Source organism: Klebsiella sp. ME-303 (genome assembly GCF_007910085.1).
Classification (GTDB): domain Bacteria; phylum Pseudomonadota; class Gammaproteobacteria; order Enterobacterales; family Enterobacteriaceae; genus Klebsiella; species Klebsiella michiganensis.
This window is the reverse complement of sequence record NZ_VOJB01000086.1, coordinates 110,779-136,663: the sequence shown is the minus strand read 5'-3', so window position 1 is coordinate 136,663 and position 25,885 is coordinate 110,779. Positions and strand designations below refer to the sequence as shown.

General features: G+C 56.0%; 23 protein-coding genes. 13 read left to right on the top strand and 10 right to left on the bottom strand.

The window, feature by feature from the left end:
- Positions 1-47: 47 nt before the first annotated feature.
- The 5 genes from FQK12_RS18610 to ghrB all read left to right on the top strand — a co-directional run bounded on the left by FQK12_RS18610 (position 48) and on the right by ghrB (position 5,242).
- Positions 48-1,064 carry a LacI family DNA-binding transcriptional regulator gene (locus FQK12_RS18610; RefSeq protein ID WP_004855337.1) on the top strand — a complete coding sequence of 339 codons (1,017 nt, stop codon included), beginning with the start codon at positions 48-50 and terminating at the stop codon, positions 1,062-1,064.
- 108 nt (positions 1,065-1,172) lie between these two features.
- Positions 1,173-1,922 carry a sugar phosphate isomerase/epimerase family protein gene (locus FQK12_RS18605; RefSeq protein WP_014227195.1) on the top strand — a complete coding sequence of 250 codons (750 nt, stop codon included), beginning with the start codon at positions 1,173-1,175 and terminating at the stop codon, positions 1,920-1,922.
- A gap of 3 nt (positions 1,923-1,925) precedes the next feature.
- The gene (locus FQK12_RS18600; protein ID WP_014227196.1) at positions 1,926-2,864 is read left to right on the top strand and encodes a sugar kinase; all 939 of its coding nucleotides are present in this window, start codon (positions 1,926-1,928) and stop codon (positions 2,862-2,864) included.
- A gap of 101 nt (positions 2,865-2,965) precedes the next feature.
- Positions 2,966-4,246: an MFS transporter gene (locus tag FQK12_RS18595; RefSeq protein WP_004855346.1), complete on the top strand. Its 1,281-nt coding sequence runs from the start codon at positions 2,966-2,968 to the stop codon at positions 4,244-4,246.
- 24 nt (positions 4,247-4,270) lie between these two features.
- On the top strand, positions 4,271-5,242 hold the full coding sequence (ghrB, locus tag FQK12_RS18590; protein WP_009652700.1) for a glyoxylate/hydroxypyruvate reductase GhrB: 972 nt from the start codon (positions 4,271-4,273) through the stop codon (positions 5,240-5,242).
- A 57-nt stretch (positions 5,243-5,299) separates the two neighbouring features.
- Here ghrB and FQK12_RS18585 read toward each other — a convergent pair whose 3' ends face one another.
- Positions 5,300-6,010, bottom strand: coding sequence for a DUF3053 domain-containing protein (locus FQK12_RS18585; RefSeq protein ID WP_004126443.1), 711 nt, complete (start codon positions 6,008-6,010; stop codon positions 5,300-5,302).
- A gap of 441 nt (positions 6,011-6,451) precedes the next feature.
- On the opposite strand from FQK12_RS18585, the gene FQK12_RS18580 reads away from it, so the two are divergent.
- The 3 genes from FQK12_RS18580 (at position 6,452) to cspA (ending at position 8,813) form a co-directional block, all read left to right on the top strand.
- A complete protein-coding gene (locus tag FQK12_RS18580) occupies positions 6,452-7,810 on the top strand; it encodes an MFS transporter (protein WP_014227197.1) in 1,359 nt (452 codons plus the stop codon).
- Positions 7,811-8,046: 236 nt separating this feature from the next.
- The gene (locus tag FQK12_RS18575; protein ID WP_004106774.1) at positions 8,047-8,340 is read left to right on the top strand and encodes an HTH-type transcriptional regulator; all 294 of its coding nucleotides are present in this window, start codon (positions 8,047-8,049) and stop codon (positions 8,338-8,340) included.
- A 260-nt stretch (positions 8,341-8,600) separates the two neighbouring features.
- Entirely contained in the window at positions 8,601-8,813 is a 213-nt protein-coding gene (gene cspA / locus FQK12_RS18570; protein ID WP_004126446.1) for an RNA chaperone/antiterminator CspA, read from the top strand.
- A 98-nt stretch (positions 8,814-8,911) separates the two neighbouring features.
- Here the strand turns inward: cspA and FQK12_RS18565 are convergent, their stop codons facing one another.
- The 5 genes from FQK12_RS18565 to FQK12_RS18545 form a co-directional block, all read right to left on the bottom strand.
- Positions 8,912-10,531, bottom strand: a complete 1,620-nt coding sequence (locus FQK12_RS18565; RefSeq protein ID WP_014227198.1) for an ATP-binding cassette domain-containing protein — start codon at positions 10,529-10,531, stop codon at positions 8,912-8,914.
- A 303-nt stretch (positions 10,532-10,834) separates the two neighbouring features.
- Positions 10,835-10,987 carry a type I toxin-antitoxin system toxin HokA gene (hokA, locus tag FQK12_RS18560; RefSeq protein WP_004106778.1) on the bottom strand — a complete coding sequence of 51 codons (153 nt, stop codon included), beginning with the start codon at positions 10,985-10,987 and terminating at the stop codon, positions 10,835-10,837.
- A gap of 327 nt (positions 10,988-11,314) precedes the next feature.
- Entirely contained in the window at positions 11,315-13,384 is a 2,070-nt protein-coding gene (gene glyS / locus FQK12_RS18555) for a glycine--tRNA ligase subunit beta (protein WP_014227199.1), read from the bottom strand.
- A 9-nt stretch (positions 13,385-13,393) separates the two neighbouring features.
- Positions 13,394-14,305 carry a glycine--tRNA ligase subunit alpha gene (gene glyQ, locus FQK12_RS18550; RefSeq protein WP_004126458.1) on the bottom strand — a complete coding sequence of 304 codons (912 nt, stop codon included), beginning with the start codon at positions 14,303-14,305 and terminating at the stop codon, positions 13,394-13,396.
- A gap of 127 nt (positions 14,306-14,432) precedes the next feature.
- Entirely contained in the window at positions 14,433-14,738 is a 306-nt protein-coding gene (locus tag FQK12_RS18545) for a YsaB family lipoprotein (RefSeq protein WP_014227200.1), read from the bottom strand.
- A gap of 180 nt (positions 14,739-14,918) precedes the next feature.
- Between FQK12_RS18545 and FQK12_RS18540 the strand changes: the two genes are divergently transcribed.
- The gene (locus tag FQK12_RS18540) at positions 14,919-15,914 is read left to right on the top strand and encodes an acyltransferase (protein WP_014227201.1); all 996 of its coding nucleotides are present in this window, start codon (positions 14,919-14,921) and stop codon (positions 15,912-15,914) included.
- 93 nt (positions 15,915-16,007) lie between these two features.
- Here the strand turns inward: FQK12_RS18540 and yiaB are convergent, their stop codons facing one another.
- The 3 genes from yiaB to xylA all read right to left on the bottom strand — a co-directional run bounded on the left by yiaB (position 16,008) and on the right by xylA (position 19,424).
- Positions 16,008-16,382: an inner membrane protein YiaB gene (gene yiaB, locus FQK12_RS18535; protein WP_014227202.1), complete on the bottom strand. Its 375-nt coding sequence runs from the start codon at positions 16,380-16,382 to the stop codon at positions 16,008-16,010.
- A gap of 168 nt (positions 16,383-16,550) precedes the next feature.
- Complete coding sequence (gene xylB, locus FQK12_RS18530; RefSeq protein ID WP_014227203.1) at positions 16,551-18,005, bottom strand: xylulokinase; 1,455 nt, start codon at positions 18,003-18,005, stop codon at positions 16,551-16,553.
- 96 nt (positions 18,006-18,101) lie between these two features.
- Positions 18,102-19,424: a xylose isomerase gene (xylA, locus tag FQK12_RS18525; RefSeq protein WP_014227204.1), complete on the bottom strand. Its 1,323-nt coding sequence runs from the start codon at positions 19,422-19,424 to the stop codon at positions 18,102-18,104.
- Between the two features lie 374 nt (positions 19,425-19,798).
- Between xylA and xylF the strand changes: the two genes are divergently transcribed.
- The 4 genes from xylF (at position 19,799) to xylR (ending at position 24,857) form a co-directional block, all read left to right on the top strand.
- Positions 19,799-20,791, top strand: a complete 993-nt coding sequence (gene xylF, locus FQK12_RS18520) for a D-xylose ABC transporter substrate-binding protein (protein ID WP_014227205.1) — start codon at positions 19,799-19,801, stop codon at positions 20,789-20,791.
- Positions 20,792-20,855: 64 nt separating this feature from the next.
- On the top strand, positions 20,856-22,397 hold the full coding sequence (locus FQK12_RS18515) for a xylose ABC transporter ATP-binding protein (RefSeq protein WP_014227206.1): 1,542 nt from the start codon (positions 20,856-20,858) through the stop codon (positions 22,395-22,397).
- Positions 22,375-23,556 (top strand): xylose ABC transporter permease XylH, encoded by a 1,182-nt coding sequence (xylH, locus tag FQK12_RS18510; RefSeq protein ID WP_014227207.1) that lies wholly within the window; start codon positions 22,375-22,377, stop codon positions 23,554-23,556. The genes FQK12_RS18515 and xylH overlap by 23 nt, the downstream gene beginning before the upstream one ends.
- Positions 23,557-23,678: 122 nt before the next feature.
- Positions 23,679-24,857, top strand: a complete 1,179-nt coding sequence (gene xylR / locus FQK12_RS18505) for a D-xylose utilization transcriptional activator XylR (RefSeq protein WP_014227208.1) — start codon at positions 23,679-23,681, stop codon at positions 24,855-24,857.
- 60 nt (positions 24,858-24,917) lie between these two features.
- Here xylR and FQK12_RS18500 read toward each other — a convergent pair whose 3' ends face one another.
- Positions 24,918-25,745, bottom strand: a complete 828-nt coding sequence (locus FQK12_RS18500) for a protein bax (RefSeq protein WP_071881704.1) — start codon at positions 25,743-25,745, stop codon at positions 24,918-24,920.
- Positions 25,746-25,885: the final 140 nt, after the last annotated feature.

The window sequence follows — 25,885 nt, the reverse complement described above, 5'->3', positions numbered from 1 at the left end:
GAATTTTCGCGCTAAGGTGTGTGCAGATTTCAGCAAAGGAAGCCACCATGGCGAAAGCGGCGCGAGCAACCATTAGCGATGTGGCGAAAGCCGCAAAGACCGGCAAAACCAGCATTTCACGCTATCTGAACGGCGAGAAGCATCTGCTTTCCGACGATCTGCTGGGGCGCATTGAAAAAGCCATTGCCGAGCTCGACTATCGTCCCAGCCTGATGGCCCGCGGCCTGAAGCATGGCCGCACCCGGCTGATCGGCCTGATCATCGCCGATATCACCAACCCCTACTCCGTCAACGTGCTCAGCGGCATTGAAGCCGCCTGTCGCGAAAAAGGATTTACCCTGCTGGTATGTAATACCAACAATGAGCTGGACCAGGAGCTGCACTATCTCGACCTGCTGCGCAGCTATCAGGTGGAGGGGATCGTGGTCAACGCGGTCGGGATGCGCGAGGACGGCCTCAACCGCCTGCAGCAGTCGGCGCTGCCGATGGTGCTTATCGACCGCAAAATTCCGGAATTCGCCTGCGATGTCGTCGGCCTCGATAATACCCAGGCCGCCACCACCGCCACCGAACACCTGGTGGAAAAGGGCTTCGAAGCCCTGCTGTTCCTTAGCGAACCCCTCGGCTCGGTCAATACCCGCCGCGAGCGCCTGAGCGCGTTTCGCCAGACCCTCCTGCGCCATACCGGTATTGTCGCGGAAAACGCCGAAGTACCGTTGAACGATGGCGCGATGCTGGATAACGTCCTGCGCCACTTCCACTCCCACCATCGCGGCATGCGCAAGGCGGTGATTTCCGCCAACGGCGCGCTGACCCTGCAAGTGGCGCGCTCCCTTAAACGCGTTGGCCTGATTTGGGGCAGCGATATCGGCCTGCTGGGCTTCGATGAACTGGAGTGGGCCGAGCTGGCGGGCGTGGGGATCACCACGCTCAAACAGCCGACCTGGCAGATTGGCTTCGCCGCCGTCGAGCAGGTGGTGCGTCGGATTGAAGGCAGCAACGACCCGGTCTGCGAACGGGTGTTTTCCGGCGAACTGATCGTCAGAGGCTCCACCTCCCGCTAACGATCCTTCGTGATGGCGATCATAAATTAGACATCCTGGCCTTTGCTTTGGAACCGATACCATCTAGCGTAATAAACAACGCATCAGATTATCGTCGGGAGTATTGGGATGGCCAGAAAGATTATTGTCGTTACCGCCGCGTACGGGAATGACCATGTTAAAGCGCTGGGCGGGCAGTCCGCCGTCCTGCCGTTTATCGCCGGCTCCGGCGCCGACGGCGTAGAGATCCGCCGGGAACTGTTCAGCGCGGATGAGCTGAACCGCCTGCCGGAACTGGCCGCCGATATTGAGCGCCGCGGCCTGCTGGTTTGCTATTCCGCGCCGGAAGCCCTGTTTACCGCAGACGGCTCGCTCAACCCGCGCCTCGCCGACTTTTTGCAGGAAGCGCAAACCCTTAACGCATTGTGGCTGAAGCTCTCGCTGGGCCGCTTTACCCACCAAAACGATCTGGACACCCTGCGCGATATCCTGCGCGAGAGCGGCATGGCGCTGGTGGTGGAAAACGATCAAACCGACTGCGGCCAGCTGGCGCCGATGCAGCGCTTCAAGGCCGCCTGTCGGGTTAACCAGCTGCCGATCACCCTCACCTTTGATATGGGCAACTGGCTGTGGGTTGGCGACTCGCCGGAAGATGCCGCGCGCCACCTGGCGCCTGCCGTCAGCTATATTCATGTAAAGGCGGCTGAGCCGCACCATTCGCAGTTTCGCGCCGTACCGCCGGATGAAGCGTCCGGGCGCTGGCTGGCGCTGCTCGACAATCTGCCCGCAGACGCCCCGCGCGGGATCGAATTTCCGCTGACTGGCCATGACCTGACGGCCGTGACCCGCCGCTACGTCAACCTGTTACGCGAGGATTAAGTTATGCAAAAAGCGTTAGATGTCATCACGATAGGCGAAGCCATGGCGATGTTTGTCGCCACCGAAACCGGCGAACTGGCTGAAGTAGAACATTTTATGAAGCGCGTGGCGGGCGCGGAACTGAACGTCGCGACCGGGCTGGCCCGCCTCGGCTTAAGCGTCGGCTGGGTAAGCCGCGTCGGCGCGGACAGCTTTGGCCGCTTCGTCCTCACCGCGCTGACGAAAGAGGGGATCGACGCCCGCGGCGTGAGCACCGATGGCCGCTACGCTACCGGCTTTCAGCTGAAATCTAAAGTCGAAAATGGAACCGATCCCATCGTGGAATATTTTCGCAAAGGCTCTGCCGCCAGCCATCTGTCGCCGGATGATTTTAACGAATCATACTTCGCCAGCGCCCGTCACCTGCACTTAAGCGGCGTAGCCGCCGCGCTGTCGGAAAGCTCATACGCCCTGCTGGACCGCGCGGCGCGTACCATGAAAGCGCAGGGAAAAACGATTTCGTTCGACCCCAACCTGCGGCCCACGCTGTGGAAAAGCGAAGCCGAGATGGTCGAGAAGCTTAACCGCCTTGCGTTTCAGGCCGACTGGGTTCTGCCAGGGTTGAAAGAAGGCATGATTCTGACCGGCCAGCAAACGCCGGAAGCCATTGCGGACTTTTATCTCAGCCACGGCGTTCGCGCGGTCATCATAAAAACCGGCTCCGACGGCGCCTGGTATAAAACCGCCGACGGCGAACAGGGGGCCGTTGCGGCGATAAAAGTGGATAACGTCGTCGATACCGTTGGCGCCGGCGATGGCTTTGCCGTCGGGGTGATTAGCGCCCTGCTGGAAGGAAAACCGCTGCCGCAGGCGGTGAAACGCGGAAACAAAATCGGCTCACTGGCCATTCAGGTCCAGGGCGATAGCGAAGGCTTACCCACGCGTGAGGCGCTGGGCGAGTAAGCAGATTCAGCACAACGTCAGGCCGTTCTGTACCCTACATGCAGCGCGGCGTAACGGATCTTTTCTATGATGAGCGTCACCTCACTCACAGAGGCAAACCTATGAATAGTTCGACGAATGCAACAAAACGCTGGTGGTACATCATGCCTATCGTGTTTATCACGTATAGCCTGGCATATCTCGACCGCGCTAACTTCAGCTTCGCTTCGGCGGCCGGTATTACTGAAGATCTGGGGATCACCAAAGGTATCTCCTCCCTGCTGGGGGCGCTGTTCTTCCTCGGCTACTTCTTCTTTCAGATCCCCGGCGCGATTTACGCCGAACGCCGCAGCGTACGCAAACTCATTTTTATCTGCCTGATCCTGTGGGGCGCCTGCGCCTCGCTGACCGGGATGGTGCACAATATTCCCGCGCTGGCGGCGATTCGCTTTATTCTCGGCGTCGTCGAGGCCGCGGTCATGCCGGCGATGCTGATTTACATCAGCAACTGGTTTACTAAATCTGAACGCTCTCGCGCCAATACCTTCCTGATCCTCGGCAACCCGGTGACGGTGCTGTGGATGTCGGTGGTGTCCGGTTACCTGATTCAGGCCTTCGGCTGGCGGGAAATGTTTATTATCGAAGGCGTTCCGGCGGTGATTTGGGCCTTCTGCTGGTGGGTGCTGGTAAAAGACAAACCTTCGCAGGTCAACTGGCTGGCGGAAAGCGAAAAAGCCGCGTTGCAGGAGCAGCTGGAGCGTGAACAGCAGGGAATCAAACCGGTGCGCAACTACGGCGAAGCCTTCCGCTCGCGCAACGTTGTCCTGCTGTGCATGCAGTATTTCGCCTGGAGCATCGGGGTTTACGGTTTCGTTCTGTGGCTGCCGTCAATTATCCGCAGCGGCGGCGAGAATATGGGCATGGTCGAGGTCGGCTGGCTCTCATCCGTTCCCTATCTGGCGGCGACCATCGCGATGATCGTGGTCTCCTGGGCCTCCGATAAAATGCAGAACCGCAAGCTGTTTGTCTGGCCGCTGCTGCTGATTGCCGCCTTCGCCTTTATTGGTTCCTGGGCCGTTGGCGCCAACCATTTCTGGGTCTCTTATACCCTGCTGGTGATTGCCGGCGCGGCGATGTACGCCCCCTACGGACCGTTCTTCGCCATCATTCCTGAGATGCTGCCGCGCAACGTCGCCGGAGGCGCCATGGCCCTGATTAACAGCATGGGCGCGCTGGGTTCGTTCTTCGGCTCATGGTTTGTCGGTTACCTGAACGGCACCACCGGCAGCCCCGCAGCCTCGTACATTTTCATGGGAGTGGCGCTTTTCGTCTCGGTATGGCTTACTTTGATTGTTAAGCCTGCTAATAATCAAAAACTTCCGCTCGGCGCACGTCACGCCTGAAACCTTAACGCAACGGAGAACCGCATGAAGCCGTCAGTCATTCTCTACAAAACGCTTCCCGACGACCTGCAACAGCGTCTGGAACAACACTTTACCGTCACCCAGGTGAAAAACCTGCGTCCGGAGACCGTTTCACAGCACGCCGACGCGTTCGCTGAAGCGGTAGGTCTGCTGGGTTCCAGCGAAAAAGTCGATACCGCGTTACTGGAGAAAATGCCCAAGCTTCGTGCGACCTCGACCATCTCCGTCGGCTATGACAACTTCGACGTCGATGCGCTGAATGCGCGTAAAGTGCTGCTGATGCACACCCCGACGGTACTGACCGAGACCGTCGCCGATACCGTGATGGCGCTGGTATTGAGCACCGCGCGTCGGGTGGTTGAGGTGGCTAACCGCGTGAAGGCCGGCGAGTGGACCAAAAGCATCGGTCCGGACTGGTTTGGCAACGATGTGCACCATAAAACCCTCGGTATCGTCGGGATGGGGCGTATCGGGATGGCGCTTGCCCAGCGCGCCCACGCGGGCTTTGGTATGCCGATCCTCTACAACGCCCGCCGCCAGCACCCTCAGGCAGAGGAGCGCTTTAACGCCCGCTACTGCGATCTCGATACCCTGCTGGAGGAAGCGGATTTTGTCTGTCTGATCCTGCCGCTGACCGATGAGACTCATCATCTGTTCGGCAAAGCGCAGTTTGCCAAAATGAAGCCCTCGGCCATCTTTATTAACGCCGGGCGCGGCCCGGTGGTGGATGAGAAGGCGCTGATTGCCGCACTGCAGGAAGGTGAAATTCATGCCGCCGGCCTCGACGTTTTCGAACAAGAGCCGCTGGCGAAAGACTCCCCGCTGCTGAATATGCCAAACGTGGTCGCCGTGCCGCATATTGGCTCGGCCACGCATGAAACCCGCTATAACATGGCGGCCTGCGCGGTGGATAATCTGATTGATGCCCTGAACGGCAACGTTGAGAAGAACTGCGTGAATCCGCAGGTGAAGTGAGAAGTGAAAAAAGAAAACCCGGGCTAAGGTGAAGCCTTGCCCGGGCTGTCAGAGCCGTTAACGCGTCGCGTTAACTGCCGCGGTCCACGCCTGATTAAAGGCCTGGTGCTGGGCGGCCAGCGGCCCAATCAGCGTATTGTACTGACTGGCCTGCTGCGAAGTCGGGAACTGAATACCGTTCGCCACGAAGCTGACCTGGGTTTCTTGCTGAGCGATAAAATCACCCACCTGCACCAGCTGTTGGGTAAATACCTGCGCTGCCGGAATTAACGGCTGTAGCGCATTCGCCGGCGCCGTCACGACTTTGTTATAGACCTGGTCGAAAACCGGCTTGAGATCGTCGCCCTGTTTCAGCGCGCCGTGGGCGGCATCCGCCTGTATTTTTGCGTTCTCCAGCTGCTGGCTCAGTACGCCCAAAGCGCCGTTTGCCTGACGCAGCGGCTCGCGCTGGGTAACATAATCCTGCGGTACGCGGATCGCGTTCACGCTATCAACCACCGGACGCAAACCCGCATCCATCGCCTGGCTTACCTGCTGTGAATAGCCGTAAATCACCGCGTAATCGGAAACGAAAGGTCCGAACTGTTTTTTCTGATCGGCGGTCAGCGTCGGCAGACGTTCGCCGCTACGCATTGCCGTATTTTGCAGGAAGTCGATAAACGCTTTGCGCTGATCGCCTTCTTTATCAAAACACCCACTCAGGCTAACCACCATTAACAGGGCCGCAATAGCCGCAAACCAGCGAGAGCAGGACTTTCCTGTCGCCATTTTTTTACTCCTTTCAGCCAAAAAAAGCGCAAACAGACACACACGTGCCAGACGCTGACAAGGATAGTCCAGGTCGGCCTTGCAGGATACCTTTTCCTGACAATCTTCCTCCCTGAAAGCCGGTTTTTTAGCGTTTTAGCGGCCAGTCGCGTCGGCTGTTAAGTTCATCACAATTACCGCTATCATCCGGTATTCGGCTGAAACGCTTAACAAATTGATTTTGTTATTATTAATCTATTCTCTCTTCTGCACGGGTCGCAAAGTGGACGATAATCGCACGCTTCCCTTTTCGCCTGCATTGCCTGAACCGCCGTTCGATGATTTTATTAAATGAGCGATTAACGGCTTTTTGTTCGATAATCGCACAAACAACATCAACGACCGCGAGGGAGATAACAATAATCTATCTCTGTCCCCCGCTCTGCCTGCCAGGAATGCCGCATGAAGAAAACAACCATCGATATTCAGGCTTTTATCAATGAACATCCCTTCACGAAATACCAGTGGATGATTCTGGCCTTATGTTTTATCACCGTCGCGATGGACGGATTCGATACCGCGATAATCGGCTTTATCGCCTCTGACCTGGTGCAGGAATGGGGCGTCGAAAAATCGGCGTTAGGCCCGGTTATGAGCGCCGCCTTAGTCGGGCTCGCGGTCGGCGCGCTGACCGCCGGACCGCTCGCCGACCGCGTTGGGCGGAAAAAAGTTCTGATTATGTCCATCGTGGTTTTCGGTGGCTTCAGCCTGCTGACCGCCTTTGCTACCAGCCTTAACCAGCTGACGCTGCTGCGTTTTCTTACCGGCCTTGGGCTGGGCGCCGCCATGCCGAACGCCGCGACGCTGATGAGCGAATACGCCCCCGAGCGGCGTAGGGCGCTGATGGTTAACCTGATGTTCGTCGGCTTTCCGATGGGCTCCTCGCTGGGCGGCTTCCTCTCCGCCTGGATGATCCCCCATTACGGCTGGCAAAGCGTGCTGGTGCTTGGCGGCGTGATGCCGCTGCTGCTGGCGGTAGTGCTGATCTTTCTTCTGCCGGAATCCGCGCGCTATATGGTGGTTAAACGCCAGCCTGCCCAGCGTATCGCCGCGATCCTGCGCCGCATCGCGCCTGTTCCCGAGCAGGCGGAATTTGAACTACGCGAAGCGGGCCAGGTAAAGGAGAAATCGTCCATCGGCGTGATTTTCTCACCGCGCTACGCCGTCGGCACCGTCATGCTGTGCCTGACCTACTTTATGGGCCTGCTGATCTTCTATTTGCTGACCAGCTGGCTGCCGCTGCTCATCCGCGAAACCGGCGCGACGATGAGCCAGGCCTCTATTATCACCGCGCTGTTCCCGCTGGGTGGCGGGATTGGCGTGCTTATCCTCGGCGCGCTGATGGATAAGTTCAACCCAAACAAAGTGGTGGCCGTGGGCTGGCTGCTGACCGGCATGTTCGTTTGTCTGGTTGGTTTCTCGACCCATAACCTGCTGCTGATGGGGATAATGGTATTTATCGCCGGCAGCATTATGAACGGCGCGCAATCATCAATGCCTGCGCTGGCCGCCGGTTTCTATCCCACCCAGGGACGCGCGACCGGCGTGGCCTGGATGTTAGGGATTGGTCGCTTTGGCGGCATTCTCGGCGCCTTTAGCGGCGCGTTCCTGATGCAGGCCCAGCTCTCTTTCGAAACGATTTTCTCCTTGCTGGCAATCCCGGCCTTCCTGTCGGCCACCGCGCTGCTGGTCAAATATAAGCTTGGCCAACGGCAACCTCCGGCGGCCCAGGGTGAAGTGGAGAAGCTCCAAAAGGCGTAATATACCGGCCAGCGGGCGCGCGCTGGCCTTTTCCGCTTTTCTTCTTATCTGTTTACAATAATTTGCTTATCGGCTCTCTCTATTACTTTTCAGCATGTTATATCGTCCGACGCGGCGCGAAAGAACCTCGGGTGATAAATAATTATCAGGGTAAGCATTCCTGGCCTTTTTTTCCGACTATTCTTAAGAGGCTCTACATAATTCACCCTCCGCCGTATGAAAGAGAGGAGTTCTCAATGGAATATAAAGATCCTGCATTTGAACTGCTGAGCAACCTTGAACAAATTATTTTTAAAGATCAGGCTCAGGCGGCCTCGCTGACGCGTAAGCCCGCCGCATGCATTGAATTTGACCAGCTACGCAAAGGTACCGGGCTGAAAATAGATGATTTTGCCAACGCCATGGGCGTCAGCGTAGCAATGGTACAAGAGTGGGAATCGAGACGCGTAAGGCCTTCTCCCACAGAGCTTAAGCTGATGCGCCTGATCCAGGCGAATCCGCAGCTTTCAAGACAGCTTATTGATTCATAATTTTAGCGTTTATGGGTTTCGGCTAGCGGTCCTGCCAAAGGACCGTTTTCATGCCAACGAAAAAAAAGTTTGCTATCACAACGTGAACATGCGTTAATGCTCGCAGGTTTGAAGTAAAGACCACAGAGCATTCGAATAGAGCAGTCCTTCAAAGGTTATCCGTTGATACCCCGGTAGTGAACTTTCCCTTTATCGCTTTAAATCTGTAGTCCAGACCGTAACGCCGCAAGGCTCATTTATTTTTTTAAAGGTAATTCACTATGTCCGGTAAAATGACTGGTATCGTAAAATGGTTCAACGCTGACAAAGGCTTTGGCTTCATCACTCCTGACGATGGTTCTAAAGACGTGTTCGTACACTTCTCTGCTATCCAGAACGAAGGCTACAAATCTCTGGACGAAGGTCAGAAAGTTTCCTTCACCATCGAAAGCGGCGCTAAAGGCCCGGCAGCTGGCAACGTAACCAGCCTGTAAGCTTAAAAAGCTCAAAATTATTAAGTCCCTGCCAAACGGCGGGGATTTTTTATTTGCGCCTTAAGTCACCGCCATCCATCGATGGCGGTTTTTTGCATTTATAGCCTCTCAACGCTCCAGCCCTCTTCCCGCCATGCCAGGCAATGGGTCAGCTTCAGCGCCCGTAAAAAGGCTTCATCATGCGACACCACCAGCATCGCGCCGGGAAACTGTGCCAGCGCTTTTTCAATCGCCAGAGTGGACGCCAGGTCAAGATGGTTAGTGGGCTCATCCAACAGCAGCAGCTGCGTAGCCTCCCGTCGCCAGAGCACGCAGGCCAGCGCCGCTTTTAATCTTTCGCCTCCGCTCAGAACCGATAGCGGTAGATGGACTTTGTCCGCCCCCAGCTGTAGCTGCGCCAGCTGGCTGCGCAGCACACCTTCTTCTAAGGGCGTATCACCGAGATTCAGGTGCGCCATGATGGACAATGACAGGTCCAGCTGGCTCAGATGCTGATCCAGATACGCCGCGTTGACCGATAAGCGGCAGCTTCCTGAGAGCGGCGGCTGCAGGCCCAGCAGCGTTTTAAGCAACGTTGTTTTACCGCAGCCGTTGGGGCCACGCAGCGCCACGCGCATCGGCCCATCTATACGCCAGTCCAGCGCTGCCATCGGTGAATGGGTCAGCCGCAGCGCGTCCAGCTCCAGCACCTGCTTTCCCGCAGCGACCTGGCTACCGGGCAGAGTAAACATCACCGGGTTGTCTTCCTCTACCCGCTCACGCGCCTGCTCTATCGCATCGTTGAGGATGCTGCTTTGTTCACGATGCTGGCGCTTAAGGGTGCCGGGACGCTCTTTTGCCGCCCCTTTCCAGGCAACACGCTCAAATGAAGCGATATTGAGCGTGTCGATAGTGCGCAACGTCTGCGCCGAGCGGCGCCGGCAGGCATCGTGCTCTTTTTGCATCCGCGCCCGGGTTCGTCGCCGTTCAGTAACCGCATGCTCCAGCGCGGCGCGAGCCGCCTGCTGCTCCAGCTCACGCTGCTGCTGATAATCCGCATAATTTCCGCCGTAGCTGCGCAAAGCCGCAGATGCCAGCTCGAGGATGCGCGGCATTTGGGTCAGTAGCTCCCGATCGTGGCTGGCGATCAACGCCCCTCCGCGCCATTGCTCAAGCTGCTGATATAGCCACGCGCGGCCTTGTCGGTCGAGATGGTTGGTGGGTTCGTCAAGCAGGAGGAAATCCGCGTCGGACAGGAACGCTCCGCACAGCTGCGCCTTCACTCTTTCCCCGCCGCTCAGCGAAGAGGCGAGCCGTCCGGGGGAAAATTCTCCTAAGCCAGCGGCCTGGAATCCTGCATTCAGGCGCTCCGGGAGATCCCAAAAGCCATCAAGTCGTTCAAGATCGTCGGCTCGCCCTTCGCCCCGTTCAAGACGAGCCAGAGCAGAAAAAACGAATTCGACACCAAGCCATTCCGCCAGCGTCGTATCAGGAAACATGACATGCTGCTGAGCAACGTAGCTCACCGAAGCCACACGTTCGATATGGCCGCTCGACGGCGAGTCCAGGCCCGCCAGCAAACGCAATAATCGGGTTTTACCGACGCCATTGCGCCCGACAAGCCCGCAGAGGGTGCCTTCCAGCGATAAATTCAGCGGACCAAAAAGCGTATCTCCCGTCGCTAACTGACAGGTGACCTGATGCAAAAGAAAAGAGGGGGACCGGGCACAATGAGCCATAAGCACTCCTGAATGAAATCAATACCTCCCCTGCTCGCAAATAGCGCGAAGCAAGGCGTGAAATTCATCAGTCGTGTTTGTTCATTTGGCGCGTGCTCTCCGGTGAGACGAGGGATTCGTCGGGCCATAGGATAGCCATACCCCGGTATACATTTCAAGCCTGTTTTTTCGACAGGCCGTGAATCCGGAAAAAAAGCCTCCTGGTTTCAGGAGGCGAAATAAATGATTTCATGAAAAAAACAGGGTGCTATAAGAATGCTTAACGCCGTAAGAATGGCGGAGATCGCTCTCCGCCACCGTCTCTTACGTTTTAATCCCACAGGCTAAGAACGCCACCAGCTCAATATTCCCCTGCCTGAGCTGTAATTCACACAGCGAATCACGCACCATCCAGGTAAATAATAAAATAGTGAAGCAAATCACTATTAAGCTAAACAACAGATACTTTTGCGGCATTCCTCGCCTCCCGTGTTGATTTTCAACAGGTAAGAGGCTACTCTTATGGTGTTCATGCATAGGGGAGCCTCACTTTGATTTATCATCAGGTGGGGCTTTTCTCTGTTTGTCTCCCGCTGAACGCCTGAGACAAACAGTCTCAAGCACCCGTCAGCATTCTACCGTAAATATCTGACCAGACTACGTTGGCATATTCCTAAAATAATTCCCGGCAATCAATGAAAATAACGAAAATATCAATCAGCGAATTATTAATGGTTCACTTACTTATATTTTTAGTATAAAAAAACCTGCCCGCAGGCAGGTTTTTTATTATTACCCATTCACTTACTGCAGCAGGGAAATATCCGCTACCTGCAGGAACAGATCGCGCAGCTTGGACAGCAGCGTCAGTCGGTTTACGCGCACATCCTGGTCTTCTGCGTTCACCATCACGTTCTCGAAGAACTCATCCACCGGCTCGCGCAGGGACGCCAGCTCAATCAGCGCATCCTGGTAACGCCCTTCGGCGAAGTACGGCTGCAGCTTATCGCGCAGCACGACTAAATTGCCTGCCAGCTTGATTTCAGCCGCTTCTTTCAGTACGGAGGCGTGAACGATATCGTTCAGCGTCACGTCTGATTTCGCCAGAATGTTGGATACACGCTTGTTCGCCGCCGCCAGGGCGGAGGACTCTTCGAGGGTACGGAAGTGGGAAACCGCCTTCATACGCGCATCGAAGTCTGCCGGACGGGTTGGACGACGCGCCAGTACCGCCTGAATCGTGTCGACGGTATAGCCTTCATCCTGATACCAGGCGCGGAAGCGTCCCAGCATGAAGTCGATAACATCGTCGACCACGTTGCCATTCGTCAGCTTGTCGCCGTACAGACGCACCGCTTCTTCAGTCAGCGTTTGCAGATCCAGATTCAGGTTCTTCTCAACGATGATACGCAGCACGCCCAGCGCGGCACGACGCAGCGCAAACGGGTCTTTATCGCCTTTCGGATGCTGACCGATACCGAAGATACCCGCCAGGGTGTCCATCTTATCGGCAATCGCCACGGCGCAGGCCACCGGGTTAGACGGCAGGTCATCGCCGGCAAAACGCGGCTGATACTGCTCGTTCAGGGCAACGGCAACGTCTTCCGCTTCGCCATCATGGCGCGCGTAGTGCATCCCCATCACGCCCTGCGTGTCGGTGAACTCGAAGACCATGTTGGTCATCAGATCGCACTTGGAGAGCAGGCCCGCGCGGGTAGCATGATTGACGTCCGCGCCAATCTGCTCAGCGATCCAGCCGGCCAGCGCCTGAATACGATCGGTCTTATCGCGCAGCGTACCCAGCTGCTGCTGGAACAGCACGGTTTGCAGACGCGGAAGGTTATCTTCCAGACGTTTTTTACGGTCGGTATTGAAGAAGAACTCAGCGTCCGCCAGACGCGGACGCACCACTTTTTCGTTACCGGAAATAATCTGGGTCGGATCTTTCGATTCGATGTTAGCGACGAAGATAAAATTCGGCAGCAGCTTGCCCGCGTTGTCGTAAACCGGGAAGTACTTCTGGTCCCCTTTCATGGTGTAAACCAGCGCTTCGGCAGGCACCGCAAGGAATTTTTCTTCGAACTTCGCGGTGAGGACCACCGGCCATTCAACCAGTGAAGTCACCTCTTCCAGCAGGCTTTCGCTCAGATCGGCGTTGCCGCCAATTTTACGCGCCGCTTCTTCCGCATCCGCTTTGATTGTGGCTTTACGCTGTTCGTAATCGGCGATGACTTTACCGCGCTCCAGCAGGATCTGCGGATACTGATCGGCATTATCGATAGTGAACTCCGCCTCACCCATAAAGCGGTGGCCGCGAATAACGCGATCGGACTGCACGCCCAGAATGGTGGCCGGGATTACTTTGTCGCCCAGCAGCAGGGTCACGGTATGAACCGGACGCACGAAGTGGACGTCGGACGCGCCCCAGCGCATCAGTTTCGGGATCGGCAGCTTCGCCAGCGAGGTCGCGATCATGTTCGGCAGCAGCGCTTCGGTGCTCTCGCCTTTCACGTGGGCACGATACAGCAGCCATTCGCCTTTATCGGTCGTCAGACGTTCAGCCTGATCGACGGTGATACCGCAGCCGCGCGCCCAGCCTTCGGCCGCTTTGCTCGGGTGGCCGCTGGCGTCAAACGCCTGGGCAATCGCCGGGCCGCGTTTTTCAACTTCACGGTCTGCCTGCGCAGCCGCCAGATTCGCCACCTTCAGCGCCAGACGGCGCGGTGCGGCAAACCATTCAACTTTACCGTGCGCGAGGCCAGCGTTATCCAGCTCTGCGGTCACGTTCGCAGCAAAGGATTCAGCCAGGCTGCGCAGTGCTTTTGGTGGCAGCTCTTCAGTGCCGATTTCCACCAGGAAAGTTTTCTCAGACATGGCCGCCTCTTATTTATTCTTGTTGCACATCGGGAAGCCCAGGGCTTCACGGGAAGCATAGTAAGCTTCAGCCACTGCTTTGGTCAGGGTGCGAATGCGCAGGATATAGCGCTGACGCTCGGTGACGGAGATGGCTTTACGCGCGTCCAGCAGGTTAAAGCTATGGGCGGCTTTCAGAATGCGCTCGTAGGCAGGCAGCGGCAGCGGGTTTTCCAGCGCCAGCAGCTGCTGGGCTTCTTTCTCATACTGCTCGAAGCAGGAGAACAGGAAGTCCACATCGGCATATTCGAAGTTATAGGTGGATTGCTCCACTTCGTTCTGATGGAACACGTCGCCGTAGGTCGTTTTACCCAGCGGGCCATCGCTCCAGACCAGATCGTAAACGCTGTCGACACCCTGGATATACATCGCCAGACGTTCCAGACCGTAGGTGATCTCGCCGGTGACCGGCTTACACTCCAGACCGCCAACCTGCTGGAAGTAGGTGAACTGCGTGACTTCCATACCGTTCAGCCACACTTCCCAACCCAGACCCCAGGCGCCCAGCGTCGGGTTTTCCCAGTTGTCTTCGACGAAGCGAATGTCGTGGATGGTCGGATCCATACCCAGCTCTTTCAGAGACCCAAGGTACAGCTCCTGGATATTATCCGGAGAGGGTTTTATCACCACCTGGAACTGATAGTAGTGCTGTAAACGGTTCGGGTTTTCACCGTAGCGACCATCGGTCGGACGGCGGGAAGGCTGCACGTAGGCGGTCGCCATCGGCTCGGGACCCAATGCGCGTAAGCAGGTCATCGGGTGAGAGGTGCCTGCGCCGACTTCCATGTCCAGTGGTTGAACAATGGTGCAGCCCTGGCGAGCCCAGTAATCCTGTAAGGTCAGGATCAGGCCCTGGAAGGTCCTGGTATCAAACTTTTGCATATGATTTCGTGCTGGATACGTGTGGATTTAAAGGAAGGAGCCAGTATACCCGCTGGCTGCGAGATATACAGTATGAAACGGGATTGTTTAGGGAAAATTGCGGAAATAAGCGCCACCGTGGGCGCGTTTAGCGCATGGAAAGATGCAAAAACTGTCCGTCCGGGTCAAAAGAACAGATAAAACGTTCATTCCGCGCAGTCTTGCCCGAAAGCTCGTAGCTCCCCTGAAACTGCTCGAAATGGCTGATGTCAACCTGGCGCACGCCTGTACTATAACGAACGGCGGCATTATCCTTGCAAAGCTGCGCCATATTGAGGGTAGCCTGCGGCGTTATCCGTGCTTTCTGCGCCTTCTGCACTGGCGGAGACGGCGTCGCGCTACAGCCCGCCAGCAGGCACAGCAGTAGTCCAGAAAACACATATTTCATCACCATTTTTTCTCGACCGCCTTGTTAGTAAATTGTTATCGTGCAGGTTACGTTAAATAATCGGCACATTGTGCGAATTGGGCCACACCTCGACAAGTCTATGCCGAAAAACTCGGATTATTCCACTGCGATACCAGCGGATAAGGGCGGTCAGACCCTTTCTGAGAAGGAGAAACAGAGGCACTGATGCAGGAAAAAATTCACTGGATTACTCATTTGCGCGGCATTGCCTGCATGATGGTGGTCATGATTCATAGTACCACCTGGTATATCACGCATCCGCACACCATCAGCCTGCTGGAGTGGGATCTCGCCAATATCCTCAACTCTGCATCTCGCGTCAGCGTCCCCCTGTTTTTCATGATTTCAGGCTATCTGTTTTTCGGCGAGCGCAGCGCCCAGCCCCGCCATTTTCTGCGTATCGCGCTGTGCATTCTCTTTTATAGCGCGCTGTCGCTGCTCTATATCACCTTGTTTACCCACATCAACGTTGAACTGTCGCTGAAAAATTTGCTGCAGAAACCGGTGTTCTACCATCTGTGGTTCTTCTTCGCTATCGTAGTCATTTACCTGCTTTCTCCGCTGGTGCAGGTTAAACAGGTGAGCGGCAGGATGCTGCTGGCGCTGATGCTGGTGCTGGGTATTCTGGCAAACCCCAATATGGTCCCGGTGAAAGCCGCAGGCGTTGAATGGCTGCCGCTCAATCTCTATATCAACGGCGATACGTTCTACTACGTGATGTACGGCGTATTAGGGCGGGCAATCGGCACGCTGGATACCGATAAAAAATGGCTGACTGCGCTCTGCGCTGGGCTATTCATCACGGGAGTATGGGTAATATCACGCGGCACGCTGCACGAACTGCGCTGGCGCGGCGATTTTGGTGATACCTGGTATTTATATTGCGGCCCCGCGGTTTTTGTCTGCGCGCTCGCCCTGCTGACGCTGGTAAAAAATACGCTCAATACGCGTCAGCTGCCGTTTATTGCGCTTATTGCGCGCCATTCGTTAGGCATTTACGGATTTCATGCGCTGATTATTCACGCGCTGCGCGCCAGCGGACTGGAGCTGACCCGCTGGCCAATGTTGGATATTGCCTGGATATTCAGCGCTGCGCTGCTGGGTAGCCTGGCGCTATCAATGTTGGTACAGCGAATTGACAGCCGCCGACTGGTGAGCTGAAAAACGGCGCCTGCGGTTCAACGCCGGCGCCGTCGTTTACTCAGCGGGCTCTTCCGTGACTGCGCCGACCTCTCTTCGCTGTCCGCTGACAGCTTATTCCACTGAGTTATTGCGAGCTTTATCCGTGACTTTAGCGGGATAAGGCGTTGCCGACGCGCCGTACATACAGACAAACCACGCCATCACGTAAATACTTTTTTCACGCCACGGAGCCGGGACAAACCAGGCGCCGACCAGCAGCAATCCCACCGACAGCAGCACCACCAGCCGGCACAGAGAGATAAAATCGCCGTCTCGCTGTGCTTCTTGCGCCGTTCGCTGATGCGTGAGCACAGCAAACATCCCCATGACCAGAACGCCCAGAAAATAGCCTTTACCGCTAAATAATGGGCAGGTTCGCCAGATTCCCACCAGATAAACCAGTGCGCCAATAGACATCAACAGCCTTGCAATAAGATTGTTTTTCATGGTGCCTCCCTGGCATAAGACAGGCCCCATTGTGGACTGGCAGAACGCGTTTATCCGTACTTTTCGTCCCTGAAACGATAAATTCAGAATATATAAATACACTCGATAACTACATGAATTTAAAATTATTCATGAGATGAATTCGCCCCATCGACAGGGGCGAAAGAATCAGGACATCAGCGGTAAAAGCTGCTGATAAATCTGGCGGAAGGTTTCCCGGCGAGGGGCGTAACGAGCAAAGCGCTCGGCATCAGGACGATGAGCCTGTTCCAGCGGGAGCTGAGGAAGTAGATCGGAAAACGCGATATTTTGATGCAACGCCAGCTGGGCCAGCCGCGCCGCGCCAAGCGCCGGGCCGACGTCACCGCCGGTGCGGAAATCCAGCTGCTGGCCGCTAATATCCGCCAGCATTTGCCGCCAGTAGGCGCTGCGCGCGCCGCCGCCGATAAGCGTGACGCTCTCGGGCTTCACGCCGCAGGCGTGAACCACATCCATACCGTCCGCCAGCGCATAACCGACGCCCTCCAGCACCGCCCGCGCCAGTTCCGCCGGACCATGTTGATGAGTCAGGCCGAAAAAGACGCCTTTGGCCTGCGGATTATTGTGCGGCGTACGTTCACCGGAGAGATAGGGCAGGAACCAGACCGGATCGGCATCGTCGTTCGCCGCTTCCGCCGCCGCAATCAGCGCCGGAACCGTGCCGAGGCCGGTTAATGTCGCCGCCCAATCGAGGCAGGAAGCCGCGCTCAGCATGACCGACATCAGATGCCAGCGCCCGGGTAGCGCGTGGCAGAAACTGTGTACGGCGCTTTCCGGCTTGCTAAGAAAGCCGTCGCTGACGGCAAAGTAGACGCCGGAGGTCCCCAGCGACAGCATCGCCTGGCCCGCATCCGCCATGCCAACACCCACCGCCCCCGCCGCGTTGTCGCCGCCGCCGGCCACCACCAGCGCTTCCGGCATATTCCACGACTGCGCGACGGCCGGGCGCAGCGAACCCGTCACTTCACATCCTTCGAACAGCGCCGGCATGTTATCGCGGCTCAGACCGCAGGCGGCGAGCATCTCATCGCTCCAGTCGCGGCGCGCCACGTCCATCCACATCGTTCCGGCGGCATCGGACATATCGCTGGCAAACTCACCGGTCATGCGCAAACGTAAATAATCTTTTGGCAGCAGGACTTTATCGACCTGTTTGAAGATCTCAGGCTCGTGACGTTGTACCCACAGCAGCTTCGGCGCGGTAAATCCCGGCATCATCAGGTTGCCGGTTATCTGCCGCGAACGGCTGACGTTCTCTTCCAGCAGCGCGCACTCTTCACCGCAGCGGCCATCATTCCATAAAATCGCCGGGCGCAGGACGCGCTGTTGCTTATCCAGCAGCGTCGCGCCGTGCATCTGGCCCGCAATACCTAACGCTTTGACTTCGCGCAGCGAGTGCTGCGCGCCCAGCGCTTTCATCGCGCGGTCCGTCGCCAGCCACCAGTGCTCAGGATCTTGTTCAGACCATAAAGGGTGCGGACGCGACACGTTGAGCTTTTCGGTATGCGAAGCCACGACCTCGCCTTGCTCGTTGAGCAGAATAGCCTTGACGCCCGAGGTGCCCAGATCAATCCCGATATACATACAGCCTCTCCTTACTGACGCGCCACGGCTAAGCGTGGCGCGAATAAAGCATCGGTTATCGCCAATGCCCGGGCTCGCCGGGCATCATCGCCCTCATTAGCGATCAAAGAGGTAACGGTTAACCACGTTTTCCAGCAGTTCCTGATGGCCGCTCTGGTGCTCCGGCGCCAGGTTATGCTGAGTGGCATACTGGGCAATGTCCGCCAGGTTCATCTGGCCTTTCAGGATCTGCTGACCCAGCTCGCCGTTCCAGCCGGCATAGCGCCTGGCGACGCGTTTATCCAGCTCGCCGTCTTCAATCATACGAGCAGCGACTTTTAACGCCAGCGCCATGGTGTCCATCGCGCCAATGTGGCCGTAGAACAGGTCGTATTTGTCGGTGCTCTGACGACGCACTTTAGCATCAAAGTTCAGGCCGCCGGTGGTGAAGCCGCCCGCTTTCAGGATTTCGTACATCACCAGCGCATTCTCTTCAACGCTGTTCGGGAACTGGTCGGTATCCCAGCCCAGCTGCGGGTCGCCGCGGTTAGCATCAACGGAACCAAACAGACCCAGAGCAATGGCGGTCGCAATTTCGTGGTGGAAAGTGTGGCCGGCCAGCGTCGCGTGGTTCGCTTCGATGTTCAGTTTGATCTCTTTTTCCAGGCCGAACTGTTTCAGGAAGCCATAGACGGTAGACGCGTCGTAATCGTACTGATGCTTGGTTGGCTCCTGCGGTTTAGGTTCAATCAGCAGCGTGCCCTGGAAACCGATTTTATGTTTATGCTCCACGACCAGCTGCATAAAGCGGCCAATCTGCTCGCGCTCCTGGCGCAGGTCGGTATTGAGCAGAGTTTCATAGCCTTCGCGGCCGCCCCACAGGACGTAGTTTTCCCCGCCCAGTTTGTGGGTCGCATCCATCGCGGTCACCACCTGAGTGGCCGCCCAGCTGAACACTTCCGGATCCGGGTTGGTTGCCGCACCGGCACCGTAACGCGGGTTCGTAAAGCAGTTTGCCGTACCCCACAGCAGCTTGACGCCGCTCTGCTGCTGTTTTTCCGCCAGCACATCCACCATCTGCGCGAAGTTGTTGGCATACTCTTTCAACGACGCCCCTTCCGGAGAAACGTCAACGTCGTGGAAGCAGTAATACGGTACGTTTAGTTTTTGGAAAAACTCAAACGCGACATCGGCTTTGCGTTTCGCCATTTCCAGCGCTTCGCCCGGCTGCTGCCACGGGCGGTTAAAGGAGCCCACGCCGAACATATCAGCGCCGTTCCAGCAGAAGGTGTGCCAGTAGCAGGCCGCAAAGCGCAGGTGCTCTTCCATCCGTTTGCCCAGGACCAGCTCATCCGGATTGTAATGACGGAAAGCCAGTGGGTTAGCGGATTTCGGGCCTTCATAACGAACGCGATCGAGCTGATCAAAATAGGTCTGCATAATGAACTCCATATTCAGGGATGCGGCGAGTAATAAGTCATAAGCCAATATAGAATTCTCTTTTTAGTTTCCTCAATTACGTTATTTCACACTGTGATTGAGAGAATCCACAAACGTGCGCCAGGTCGCAAAAACAATAGAACAACGCCCTCACTTCGCTGCTTACGCCACGAGAGATCAATGAAATACGATGAGAACTAATTATTAAAGTACGATCGCGGTCATAAATTAACAAATAAACAAAATTTCATAACGGCAAAATAAGCATAGATAATTGCCAGCGCTCCTTTCCGCGTTAAAAATCTGCTACGTATCAGGCCATTTATTTTTATCGTTCGTCTTATCCTGCACTTTACAAAAAAGGTGTTATTATTATGAAGATAAAGAACCTTTGCCTAACGCTCTGTGCTTCACTCCTCCTCACCAGCCTGTCGGGCATTGCGAAAGAAGTCAAAATTGGCATGGCGATTGACGACCTGCGCCTTGAGCGCTGGCAAAAAGATCGCGATATTTTTGTCAATAAAGCTGAATCATTAGGTGCAAAAGTATTCGTCCAGTCAGCCAATGGCAACGAAGAAACGCAAATGTCGCAAATCGAAAATATGATTAATCGCGGCGTCGACGTTCTGGTTATTATTCCCTATAACGGTCAGGTGCTGAGTAATGTGATAAAAGAGGCTAAACAGGAGGGAATTAAAGTTCTCGCCTACGATCGTCTCATCAATAACGCCGATATTGATTTCTATATTTCTTTTAATAATGAGAAAGTTGGCGAAATGCAGGCGCAAAGCCTGGTCAATAAAGTGCCTCAGGGCAACTATTTCTTAATGGGCGGCTCGCCGGTAGACAATAACGCCAAGCTTTTCCGCGCCGGCCAAATGAAAGTTCTTAAGCCCTATATTGATGAAGGAAAAATTAAAGTCGTCGGCGATCAGTGGGTCGACGGATGGCTACCAGAAAATGCGTTGAAGATTATGGAAAACGCCCTGACCGCCAACAATAACAAAATTGATGCGGTCGTCGCCTCTAACGATGCCACCGCCGGCGGCGCCATTCAGGCGTTAAGCGCCCAGGGGCTCGCAGGCAAAGTGGCGATTTCCGGGCAGGATGCCGACCTCGCCGGCGTGAAGCGCATTATCGCTGGCACTCAGACGATGACCGTTTACAAACCGATCGCTGACCTTGCCACCACCGCAGCAGAGATCGCCGTCGAACTGGGCAACGATAAGCAGCCGAAGGCCGACGCCACGCTCAACAACGGCCTCAAAGATGTGCCTTCCCGGCTGCTGACGCCCATTGAGGTCAATAAAGACAACATTGACCAGACGGTAATCAAAGACGGTTTCCACAAAAAAAGCGAGCTGTAATCTCTGACGCCCTCTCCCGGGGGCGTTGCCCCATCCAGCCGGATATCGCTTATGTGGAGTCTCTATGTCCTGGTTACTCGAAATGAAAAACATTACTAAAACCTTCGGTACGGTGAAGGCGATTGATAATGTCAGTCTGCGGCTTAACGCCGGAGAAGTGGTCTCGCTGTGCGGCGAAAACGGCTCCGGTAAATCCACGCTCATGAAGGTCCTTTGCGGAATATATCCGCACGGTAGCTATGAGGGAGAGATTATTTTTTCCGGGGAAACGTTGCGGCCGGGCCATATACGCGATACCGAGCGCAAAGGGATTGCCATCATTCATCAGGAGCTGGCGCTGGTAAAACATCTGACCGTTCTGGAGAATATTTTTCTCGGCGCGGAGATCTCCCGCCACGGTCTGCTGGATTACGAAACCATGACCTTACGCTGCGAAAAGCTGCTGGCCCAGGTCAATTTAGCCATATCACCCGATACCCGCGTCGGCGATTTGGGCCTTGGCCAGCAGCAGCTGGTCGAAATAGCAAAAGCGCTGAATAAACAGGTACGGTTGTTAATTCTCGACGAACCCACCGCCTCGTTAACGGAGCAGGAGACGGCAATTCTGCTGAATATTATTCGCGATCTGCAAAATCACGGTATTGCCTGTATTTACATTTCCCACAAGCTCAATGAAGTCAAAGCCATCTCCGACACCATCTGCGTGATCCGCGATGGGCAGCATATCGGTACCCGTAACGCTGACGGCATGAACGAAGATGACATTATCACCATGATGGTCGGCCGCGAGCTTACCGCCCTCTATCCGAGCGAAGCCCACAGCTGCGGCGAGGAAATCCTGCGGGTGGAAAACCTGACGGCCTGGCACCCGGTGAATCGCCATATTAAGCGGGTCAATGACGTCTCCTTTTCGCTGCGGCGCGGTGAAATACTAGGGATCGCCGGGCTGGTCGGCGCGGGCCGTACCGAAGCGGTCCAGTGCCTGTTCGGCGTCTGGCCGGGCCGCTGGCAGGGAAAAATCTTTATTGATGGCCAGCAGGTGACGATTCACAGCTGCCAGCAGGCTATTGCGCAGGGCATCGCCATGGTACCGGAAGACAGAAAGAAAGACGGTATTGTGCCGGTCATGGCGGTGGGTAAAAACATCACCCTCGCCGCGTTAAACCAGTTTACCGGTCCGCTGAGCAGCCTTGACGATGCCGGAGAGCAGCACTGTATTCAGCAATCCATCCAGCGTTTGAAGATCAAAACCTCATCGCCGGAGCTGGCGATCGGTCGCCTGAGCGGCGGCAATCAGCAAAAGGCGATCCTCGCCCGCTGCCTGCTGCTGAACCCGCGCATTCTGATACTCGATGAGCCCACCCGCGGCATCGACATCGGCGCCAAGTACGAAATCTACAAGCTGATTAATCAGCTGGTGCAGCAGGGGATCGCCGTCATTGTCATTTCATCCGAACTACCCGAAGTGCTGGGGCTAAGCGACCGGGTGCTGGTGATGCATGAAGGTAAATTGAAGGCTAATCTGATCAACCGGGGTCTGACCCAGGAACAGGTGATGGAAGCCGCACTGAGGAGCGAACGCCATGTCGAAGAACACATCGTCTGAAATGAAACTCACCCCACCTGCCGCTGGCGCGCTATCGGGGCTGAAGGGGATGAACCTCCAGGTATTCGTGATGATCGCCGCTATCGTGGCCATTATGTTGTTTTTCACCTGGACCACCGAAGGCGCTTATCTGAGCGCGCGTAATATCTCCAACCTGCTGCGCCAGACCGCCATTACCGGCATTCTCGCGGTCGGCATGGTGTTTGTGATTATTTCCGCCGAGATCGATCTCTCCGTCGGCTCAATGATGGGGCTGCTCGGCGGCGCAGCGGCAATATTTGACGTCTGGCTGGGCTGGCCGCTACCGCTGACCATTGTGGTCACCCTGGCGCTTGGCCTGCTGCTGGGGGCCTGGAACGGTTGGTGGGTTGCCTATCGTAAAGTCCCCTCGTTTATCGTGACGCTCGCCGGCATGCTGGCATTTCGCGGTATTTTGATAGGCATTACCAACGGGACCACCGTCTCTCCCACCAGCCCGGCAATGTCGCAAATCGGCCAGAGCTATCTGCCTGATGGCGTTGGCTTTGGTATCGGCGTGGCGGGCATGGCGGCCTTTATCATCTGGCAGTGGCGCGGCCGTATGCGACGTCAGGCTCTCGGCCTCTCCACGCCCGCCTCCGCTTCAGCCGTTGGCCGCCAGACGATTACCGCCGTTATTGTACTGGGCGCCATCTGGCTGTTAAACGACTATCGCGGCGTCCCGACGCCGGTACTGATTCTCGCCGCGCTGCTGCTGGCGGGCATGTTTATGGCCACCCGTACCGCGTTTGGGCGCCGCATCTACGCCATCGGCGGCAACCTGGAGGCCGCGCGTCTATCCGGCATCAGCGTGGAACGCACCAAGCTGGCGGTGTTCGCCATTAATGGCCTGATGGTGGCGATTGCCGGGTTGATTCTCAGCTCGCGTCTTGGCGCCGGTTCCCCTTCCGCCGGCAACATCGCCGAACTGGACGCCATCGCCGCCTGCGTGATCGGCGGTACCAGCCTCGCCGGCGGCGTCGGCAGCGTCGCGGGCGCGGTCATGGGCGCTTTTATCATGTCCGCGCTGGACAACGGCATGAGCATGATGGACGTCGCCACCTTCTGGCAGTACATCGTTAAAGGGGTCATTTTATTGCTCGCGGTATGGATGGATTCCGCCACGAAACGCCGAAGCTGAGGGCTGTGAAAAAAAATGCCCGAATTATTTGCGCTACCGCCAAACTTAGGCACAAGTAGCTTGAAAAAATCCGGGCATTGGCCGGTATTGTATGGCCTGCAAGAGAGACCAGGAACAACACTATGTTTGAAAAGCGTCACCGTATTACGCTGTTATTCAATGCCAACAAAGCCTACGATCGCCAGGTCGTTGAGGGCGTCGGCGAATATTTACAAGCATCGCAACTGGAATGGGATATCTTCATTGAGGAAGATTTTCGGGCACGAATTGAAAACATCAAAGAGTGGTTAGGCGACGGCGTTATTGCCGATTACGACGACCCGGAAATTGAAAACCTGCTGATCGACGTGAATGTTCCGATTGTCGGCGTCGGCGGCTCCTTCCACCGCCCGGAGTGCTATCCGCCGGTTCACTATATCGCCACCGACAACGCCGCGCTGGTTGAGAGCGCCTTCCTGCATCTGAAGGAAAAAGGCATTAACCGCTTCGCCTTTTACGGCCTGCCCGCTTCCAGCTGTAAAGGCTGGGCCGCCGAGCGCGAACACGCGTTTTGCCAGCTGGTCGCCAGAGAGAAATATCGCGGCGTGGTCTATCAGGGTCTCGAGACGGCGCCGGAAAACTGGCAGCATGCGCAAAACCGCCTCGCCGACTGGCTGCAAACCCTGCCGCCGCAAACCGGCATCATCGCCGTTACCGATGCCCGCGCGCGCCACGTATTACAGGCCTGCGAGCGGCTGCATATCCCCGTCCCGGAAAAGCTGTGCGTTATCGGCATAGATAACGAAGAGCTTACCCGCTACCTGTCGCGCGTGGCGCTCTCCTCCGTTGCGCAGGGCACCCGTCAGATGGGCTACCAGGCGGCAAAGCTGCTGCATCGCCTGCTGGAGAATGAAGAGCTGCCGCTTCAGCGTCAGCTTATCCCGCCGATGCGCGTGATAGAACGCCGCTCCACCGACTACCGTTCGCTCACCGATCCTTCGGTCATTCAGGCGATGCACTATATCCGTAACCACGCCTGTAAAGGGATTAAAGTTGAGCAGGTGCTGGACGCCGTGGGGATTTCCCGCTCGAATCTGGAAAAGCGCTTCAAAGAGGAAGTCGGCGAAACCATTCATACGGTGATCCACAGCGAGAAGCTGGAAAAAGCGCGCAGTCTGCTGGTATCAACCACCCTATCGATTAACGAAATCTCCCAGATGTGCGGCTATCCGTCGCTGCAGTATTTCTATTCGGTGTTTAAGAAAGAGTACGACGTGACGCCGAAGGAGTACCGCGACCGGCACAGCGAAGTCATGATGTAGCGCGCAAAGAAAAATGCCCGGGCTTACGCACCGGGCATCAATGATGACATGTAAGAGCAATTACATGTGCGCGGCTATCAACCGCTGGTTATCCTGATACATCGCGAAGAGATAGTTGTTATAGCTCGACCCTTTGGTCGAATAGCCCTTCAGCTTATGAATCATCGTGCTGGCGGTCACTTCCTGATCGGCTTTACGCAGCTGCGCACGCGATTTACGGAACGACGAGTAGGCCGGATGCGTATTCAGATTTCTGACATAGGCCTGAACGGACTCTTCCACCGAATCAAACTGGGAGTAGCCCTTCATCGCACCGCGGCAGTTTCCACCGCCACACTTCATACCAAATAAATTGTTGTTCACCCGCGCCAGCTTTGACGTTCCCCAGCCGCTTTCCGCCGCAGCCATAGTAGCGACCATGCTATTCGGGATAATGTCGACGCGCTCAAGCAGCGAGTTCCATGGAATATGGCGAGTATTGCCGGACCACTTCACTTTATAGCGAGAGGCGATCTCTTTCAGCCGCGTACGCTCGCTCGGCGACCAGCGCGCATCGTACTGCTTGGAAACAAGCCAGTTACGATCGGCGGTAATCACCTGATTCTGTTTCGTAATGTAAGGCATTACCGTCCGGAGAAACGCTTTTTTCCTTGGTGTCCCGGAAGGGTATTTTCGCAAATCAGGAAGTGAACTGCTCTTTACACTATTGCGAGAATACTCTTGTTTACTGCTTACCTTGCTTACTTTAACGGTGCTTTTCTTCTTAACTATTGGGGCTTTATGACTCGTTGTTGCTGTGTGTGTTGTTGCCAGCACACTACCTGAAAATATGCAGGTAAGTAACATGAGTATCGCGGCCCCATATCGTCGAATGGGAGTCGATATCATTAGGTCTCCTGGTCGGATGCAATCATTCCAACGCCTTGTTTTTCACAAAAAATCGATAGTTGAATCGCGAATAGTATCAAAAATACCCAGATGACGCACCCACAGAAATAGTCCAATTCCGAAAAGCTGTCATCTGAAAT